The sequence below is a fragment of the Catenibacterium sp. UBA627 genome, from assembly GCF_002299355.1.
In the GTDB taxonomy this organism is placed as follows: domain Bacteria; phylum Bacillota_I; class Bacilli_A; order Erysipelotrichales; family Coprobacillaceae; genus Catenibacterium; species Catenibacterium mitsuoka.
Genome location: NZ_DBPF01000115.1, coordinates 1 through 6743 on the forward strand (window position 1 = coordinate 1; position 6743 = coordinate 6743).

Annotated in this window: 7 protein-coding genes; 1 reads left to right on the forward strand and 6 read right to left on the reverse strand. The window is 34.0% G+C overall.

Annotated features, from left to right (window positions below):
* The 6 genes from B2S90_RS07455 to B2S90_RS07480 all read right to left on the reverse strand — a co-directional run.
* The coding region (locus B2S90_RS07455) for a hypothetical protein (RefSeq protein ID WP_286696808.1) at nt 1-360 on the reverse strand (360 nt) is incomplete at its 3' end.
* A gap of 68 nt (nt 361-428) precedes the next feature.
* Complete coding sequence (gene rpoE / locus B2S90_RS07460; RefSeq protein WP_279068190.1) at nt 429-764, reverse strand: DNA-directed RNA polymerase subunit delta; 336 nt, start codon at nt 762-764, stop codon at nt 429-431.
* A gap of 9 nt (nt 765-773) precedes the next feature.
* The gene (argS, locus tag B2S90_RS07465) at nt 774-2435 is read right to left on the reverse strand and encodes an arginine--tRNA ligase (RefSeq protein ID WP_286696809.1); all 1662 of its coding nucleotides are present in this window, start codon (nt 2433-2435) and stop codon (nt 774-776) included.
* Between the two features lie 68 nt (nt 2436-2503).
* Nucleotides 2504-4066 (reverse strand): cardiolipin synthase, encoded by a 1563-nt coding sequence (gene cls / locus B2S90_RS07470; RefSeq protein WP_278780645.1) that lies wholly within the window; start codon nt 4064-4066, stop codon nt 2504-2506.
* A complete protein-coding gene (locus B2S90_RS07475; RefSeq protein WP_055234140.1) occupies nt 4063-4458 on the reverse strand; it encodes a DUF1934 family protein in 396 nt (131 codons plus the stop codon). The genes cls and B2S90_RS07475 overlap by 4 nt, the downstream gene beginning before the upstream one ends.
* Nucleotides 4458-6041 (reverse strand): HD domain-containing protein, encoded by a 1584-nt coding sequence (locus tag B2S90_RS07480; protein ID WP_279068192.1) that lies wholly within the window; start codon nt 6039-6041, stop codon nt 4458-4460. Before B2S90_RS07480 ends, B2S90_RS07475 begins: the two co-directional genes overlap by 1 nt.
* An 88-nt stretch (nt 6042-6129) precedes the next feature.
* Here B2S90_RS07480 and B2S90_RS07485 point away from each other — a divergent pair.
* Nucleotides 6130-6743, forward strand: a 614-nt coding sequence (locus tag B2S90_RS07485; RefSeq protein ID WP_286696810.1) for a purine-nucleoside phosphorylase, incomplete at its 3' end; no start/stop codon positions are given.

Here is a 6743-nt window from a genome sequence, read left to right on the forward strand (position 1 = left end):
CATCACTTTATCTGAATTATATGATTCTAATAATACTAAATTTCTACGTTCTGTATTTTCCATCTTTGATGTTCTTGTTGTTTTAGGTGCATTATCCTGGGATTCCATCATAAGAGCAATAACATATAGAATCAATAATACAGCAATCATCACAAAACCATAAATGAAAATATAAGCCACTAAGATTCCCAGGCAAAAAAGATATTGTTTTTTCTTCTTCAAGGAACTGAATATCATTTCACAAACAATTGCGCCTCCAATCAGTATAACAAATGCAATCAGACACTTAATCGTTTCTTCAGTCATGAATAGGCCTGTTATCCAATTTCCTATGAGACCATATAATAAAAAATATTTCATTTTCATCCCTCCTCACCTAATAATGCATATCCTTAAAAAATTCCAAAAAAAAGAATAAGGATTTCTCCTTATTCTTCACCATAGTTATCTTCAACTAAACCTTCGTCTTCTTCTTCAGTGCTTTCTTCTGATTCATCTTCATTGTAGATATCATTCATATCAATATGCACTTCTTCGAATCTATGTCTTGTTCTAAGATCCCATTTGTTTTCACCAACAGTGATCATACGACCATCTAAGATCATATTTGTATAGAATAATGATTCGTTATCATCCTTCTGTGCTTCATCGAATTCTTTCTTTTCAGCAACTTCTTTCCAAATATCATAGAAACTCATTGCTCCTGCTGATTTAGTAAGAATTTCAAATGCAATATTAACCATTGACTCTTGTCTGTAATCCATAGTAGCCTCCTACATCTTTTCTGGTGCATGAACACCAATTAAGTTTAATGCGTTCGCAAGTGTAATACGTGTTGCTTCTACAAGTGCTAAACGCTGAGATGATAATTCTTTGTTTTCTTCATCGATTACATGACAGTCACCATAGAATGAATGGAATAACTGAGCTAATCTCTGAATATAGTTTGCAATCTTATGAGGTGCTCTTGTACGAGCTGCATCATTGATTGTGTTTTTGAATTCATTAATGTGTTTTAATAATTCAATTTCTTTTGGGTTATTAATCAATTCAAAGTGATCTGCAGGTTCAATATTCTTTTCTGCTGCTGATCTCATGATTGAACACATTCTTGCATGTGCATACTGTGCATAGTATACAGGGTTTTCATTTGACTGTGATTTTGCAAGACCTAAGTCAAAATCAAATGGTGTGTTTGCTGCTTTCGCTACAAAGAAATAACGAGTTGCATCTACACCAATATCATCAATAAGATCACGAATAGTAACAGCGTTACCAGTACGTTTACTCATCTTAACAACTTCACCGTTTTCAACCATTCTTACCATCTGTAAGATATCGATATTCAACTGATCCGCATTATAACCTAAAGCCTGGATAGCGGCTTTCATACGGTTGATATAACCATGGTGGTCAGCACCAAGTAAGTCAACTAAGTAATCATAACCTCTATTCAACTTGCTTAAGTGATATGCAATATCTGGTGTGAAGTATGTATAACTTCCATCAGTTTTAATAAGAACACGGTCCTTATCATCACCAAAATCAGTTGTTCTAAACCATAAGGCTCCATCCTGTTCATATGTATAGCCTTTTTCTTTTAACTTATTGATTGCAGGTTCAATCTTATTACCTTCATATAAAGAAGTTTCAGAGAACCATACATCAAATGATACACGGAATTCCTTTAAGATATCTTTGATCTTCTGTAATTCATGTTCAGTACCCACCTTACGGAAATAAGCAATGGCTTCTTCTTCAGTTAACTGAGTTAAAGCATCTCCTTCTTTTTCCTTGATACTCTTTGCAATATCAATGACATCCTGTCCCATATATCCATCTTCAGGAATTGGACGTTCGATATCAAATAATGCAAGATAACGGCTGTATAGAGATAATGCAAGGTTAGTGATCTGCTTACCAGCATCATTAATATAATATTCTCTTGTTACATCATAACCTGCTTTAGTCATGATACGGCAAATAGAATCACCTACTGCAGCACCCTTTGCATGACCTAAGTGTAAGTCTCCTGTAGGGTTTGCAGAAACGAATTCTACGTTATATTTCTTTCCTTCACCGAAGTGAGTCTGTCCATAATTGTCCTTTTCTGAAAGTACTTCAACAATTACTGAAGTAAGCGCATCATTTTTCATAAAGAAGTTAATGAAACCAGGACCAGCAATTTCTACTTTTTCTACATGTGCTGCTTCCTGATCAAGTGAATCAACAATGGCTGTCGCAATTTCACGTGGATTCTTATGGAGTGTTCTTGTCAGCTGCATCGCAATGTTAGTAGAATAATCACCATGAGTAGAATCCTTAGGAATCTCAATCATGATATTTTCAGGGGTGATATCTACTGATTCAAAGCACTTATTAACAGACTGACCAATGGCGATTTTTAGTGAGTTTTCAAGCTTATTTTCAGCCATCTTGTATTCCTCCTTTTTTATTTCATACTCTAAATAATGTATCACAAAATGTTGGACTGTCAAGAATTTTATAATAGCGGTGAAAATAATCTCAATAATCCTTCTACGAGTCCTTTAAAATGACGGCTATCATCTATTTTTACTGGTGCACAAATTTCATTCATCTCTCTAAAATCTCTCTTAATCGCAGATAAACATTCTGCTTCATATAATAAGACATTACATTCAAAATGGAGATAAAGAGAACGATAATCAAAATTAATTGTTCCTACTGTCGCTGCTTTCCCATCTACTAACATGACTTTTGCATGTAAGAAACCTGGCAAGTATTCAAACACCTCAATACCTGCACGAATGAGATCATAATAATAAGAACGTGTGACTCTAAAAACAAGTTTCTTATCAGGTACATGAGGGACATATAATCTGATCTTAACACCATTCTTCGAAGCCAGGCACAATGCCTTCAACATGACATCATCAATAATAAAGTAAGGTGTCATAATATCGATACTTCTAGATGCATGTGTAATCATATTTAAATAAACAGATTCTCCTACCCCTTCATCATCGAGTGGATCATCTCCATAAGGTAATACATAACCTGTATTTTTAAATGGTTCAGGATGGTAGGTATGGGGTTTAAATTGTTCTATATCTTCTCCATGATATTCCTTATGATAGGCATAGAATGTGGAAAGGAACATAGATGTCAATGACCATACTGCTTCTCCTTCTAAACGAATACCTGTATCCTTCCAATGTCCAAAACGCATTTTACAGTTGATATACTCATCAGCCAAGTTAAACCCTCCAGAATAACCAATATAACCATCAATTACACAGATCTTACGATGGTCTCTGTGGTTCTGACTTAAAGAGAAGACCGGAATAAAACGATTGAACATCACTGTTTTAATACCTGCTTCTTCTAGCTTCTTCGCAAAGTGAAGAGGTACAGTTGTAAAGGAACCGAAGTCATCAAAGATAAAACGAACATCGACACCTTCCTTGACCTTCTGTTTTAAAATACCGATGATAGTATCAAACATAAGACCTTTAGACACAATAAAGTATTCCATAAAGATAAAATGTTTTGCATGTAGAAGATCTTTAATCATATCCTGGTAGTTATAATCACTTAATGAATAATATTTACATTCTGTATGATTATAGATAGGGAATGATTGTCTGTTGAGATAATCTAAAGAAATAATCTTCCTATTAATAATCTGGTTTCTAATAACTGGATCTTGTTGTCTTGTTTGATTGAAATATTGTACTTCTGGCTGAATCTTTTTCTTTAACCAGCGTGAAGGTCTCTTATTACCTAATAAAAGATAGAGTAGTCCACCCACATTAGGTAACAGCATGATAAAGAAGATCCATGTCATCTTATAATTTGTATTCTCATCTTTACTAATTAAATAAAAGATCATAAATGCGGAAAGTGAGATAAATAAGAAACGAACCACGCCATTAAAGTCTGTGAGTATTGACGCAAAGTATAGAAGATAAATAGCCTGAATACAAATAAGCGCAATATAGATTACAATCGGACTCAATAAGAACTGAATAAAACGATAAAGATATTCAAAAAACAATGCTGTAAAACGTTTTATATGTTTCATGAAGGCATTCCTTCTTCATCTATATCAGAATAATGCACCATCATATAAGCTTTTGTTACAAGATGCTCTTGATCATAGAGCTCATAAATGAACTTCATTGTGCCTTCTCTATATTCTAAAGAAACCACATTTGTATGAAGTTCTACAATACCATAGGGTAATGTATATTTATTCGGTACACGCATATCCTTATTAAAATGTAATACAGATTGATCATTCACAAGATGAACATGTGTTTGATCATATTGAATACGAATAGGTTTTCCATCTACTTCAAAAGAGATATAATGAATCCCTTTGTCTTCATAATGATCCCCAACCTCTTTATATTTTACTTTTTCTTTTACTGGACCATTCACCAATAAACATTCATAAGAAATTCTTTTTTTCATCATTCTACCTCCTTAATTATATAGCAACCTTCTGTACGATACCCATTTTCTAAGTAAAAATCAAGAGATTGTGAATAAGGAACGATCTTCACTACATGTATATGTTGTTTCTTGAATAAATCCTCTATGGCACCTAATACTTCTTTCTCATAGAATTCTCTACGGTCATCGGGAAGTAATACAATATCTTTCACACAATTATCAATAATATGTGCACATCCAATAACATGATCTTCTTGATAGAATTCTAAGAATAATCCTTCCTGAGACCATTCTTTAGAAGTCTGTTCAAGGATATAGTGCGTTCCCTGAGCATCCATATAGTTACTAAAATATTGATATCTAAAAGAAGAACGTCGAATCACTTGTCTTGTAGAAAAGATCTTCTGATCCTGTTTGGCTTTACCTAATAATATAGCCTGTACAATTTCTGATTCTTCTGGTAGAGAACTGATTGTTCCATCTTCCTTAAGGATCTCTACTTCATTTGCATGTCTGACCTTCATACGCTTATAAGGCACCTGATTCATAATCGCATCACTTGTGACATAATAGCGAGGATCCAATCCCTCTTCTATACATATCTTTCGTGTATTTTCATAATCTTCATCACCCTTAAGTGTACGATATTTAAATAATTTTCTTTCTAATAAACGAGTCGATAAATCCTTAAGGATGGTATCCTCTTCATCCATAAAGCATCTTATATAATAAAGTAATGATGTTTCATCCAGCTTCACAAATTGTTCAGGTGTAAAGTTATCTTCTAAGAAAGGAATAAGAAGTGGAAATGAAGATTTAAAGGTATAGTGTTCTTTATAAAGATCCTTTACACGTTTCATAACACTCCCTAGCACCTGTTCATAGCTTCTAGATACGGGATGATAATAAACCTGCCAGTACATATAATAACGAGCTAGAATATAGTCTTCGATTGCTTGTACACCGGATGATTTAAAGACAATACGATTATCTACAATACGCATAGTACGTAGTATTCTTGATAAATCAAACTGTCCATAAGTCACACCACAGTTATAAGAATCACGTAGAAGGTAATCCATACGATCAGCATCCACCTGACTAGAAATCATCTGCACTAACATTGGCTTATCGGCTTTCTTTTCTATAATACTTGCCACATCTTCAGGTAAATGAGAATCTATTTGTGTTAGGACTTCATGGACTTCTGTATGTCCTCTAATAAGCGCTGTGGTCATCTCTTCATGATTGTATTGGAAGATTCCTTCAAATGAATGAGAGAAAGGACCATGTCCTAAATCATGTAATAGGGCAGCACATAATACAGTCAATCGTTCATAGTCGGTTAAGTGTTTTTTAACTTGTTCAAGTTCTGTCATTTGGCGTGTTATTTCATAAACACCTAAGGAATGCACAAAACGTGAATGTTCTGCACTTGGAAATACCATGGATGTACCTCCGAGCTGTTTAATACGTCTTAAACGCTGAAACTCTTTTGTATTAATGAGCTTCCAGATAGGCATATATTCTACATGTATATAATCATGTACAACATCTCTAAATACTTTAGTATCAAATAAACGATAGTCTTCTAAATGCATGGTATCACCCTCCTTATTAGGCTTATTTTATCATTTTTATAAGATATTTGCGAATGATATAGACTATAATAGATATGGAGGTATATTTATGTATATTGATGAAATTTATGCTGCACGTGATTATATTCAGTCACGTTATAAAAATCCTATTGATGTTGCTATTGTATTAGGTTCAGGTTTAGGACCACTTGCTGATGTGATTAATGAACCTGTAGAAATTGATTATAAGGATATCCCTTATTTCCCTGTTTCTACTGTACCAGGACATGCTGGTAAATTAATTATTGGTGAAATAGGTGGTAAGACTGTTGCCTGTATGAAAGGACGTTTCCATTTCTATGAAGGCTATGATATGCAGAAAGTCACAATGCCTATTCGTGTATTTAGTGCTTTAGGTATTAAGAACCTTATTGTGACAAATGCCTGTGGTGGTGTAAGAGATGATTTAAATCCAGGACAGATTGTGATTATTTCTGATCATTTATCATTCATGATGCCATCACCTTTAAGAGGACCTAATCTAGATGACTTTGGACCACGTTTCAAGGATATGACTGATGTTTATACATCAACATTACGTTCTCTTGCCATAGAATCCGCAAAGAAAGTGAATGTAGATGTAAAAGAAGGCGTTTATTGTTTCTTTAAAGGACCACAATTTGAAACACCTGCAGAAATCAGAGCATTCAAGACACTTGGTGC

Coding starts and splice junctions, on each gene's coding strand:
- rpoE (WP_279068190.1), bottom strand. CDS start 764: ATGGATTACAGACAAGAGTCAATGGTTAATATTGCATTTGAAATTCTT.
- argS (WP_286696809.1), bottom strand. CDS start 2,435: ATGGCTGAAAATAAGCTTGAAAACTCACTAAAAATCGCCATTGGTCAG.
- cls (WP_278780645.1), bottom strand. CDS start 4,066: ATGAAACATATAAAACGTTTTACAGCATTGTTTTTTGAATATCTTTAT.
- B2S90_RS07475 (WP_055234140.1), bottom strand. CDS start 4,458: ATGAAAAAAAGAATTTCTTATGAATGTTTATTGGTGAATGGTCCAGTA.
- B2S90_RS07480 (WP_279068192.1), bottom strand. CDS start 6,041: ATGCATTTAGAAGACTATCGTTTATTTGATACTAAAGTATTTAGAGAT.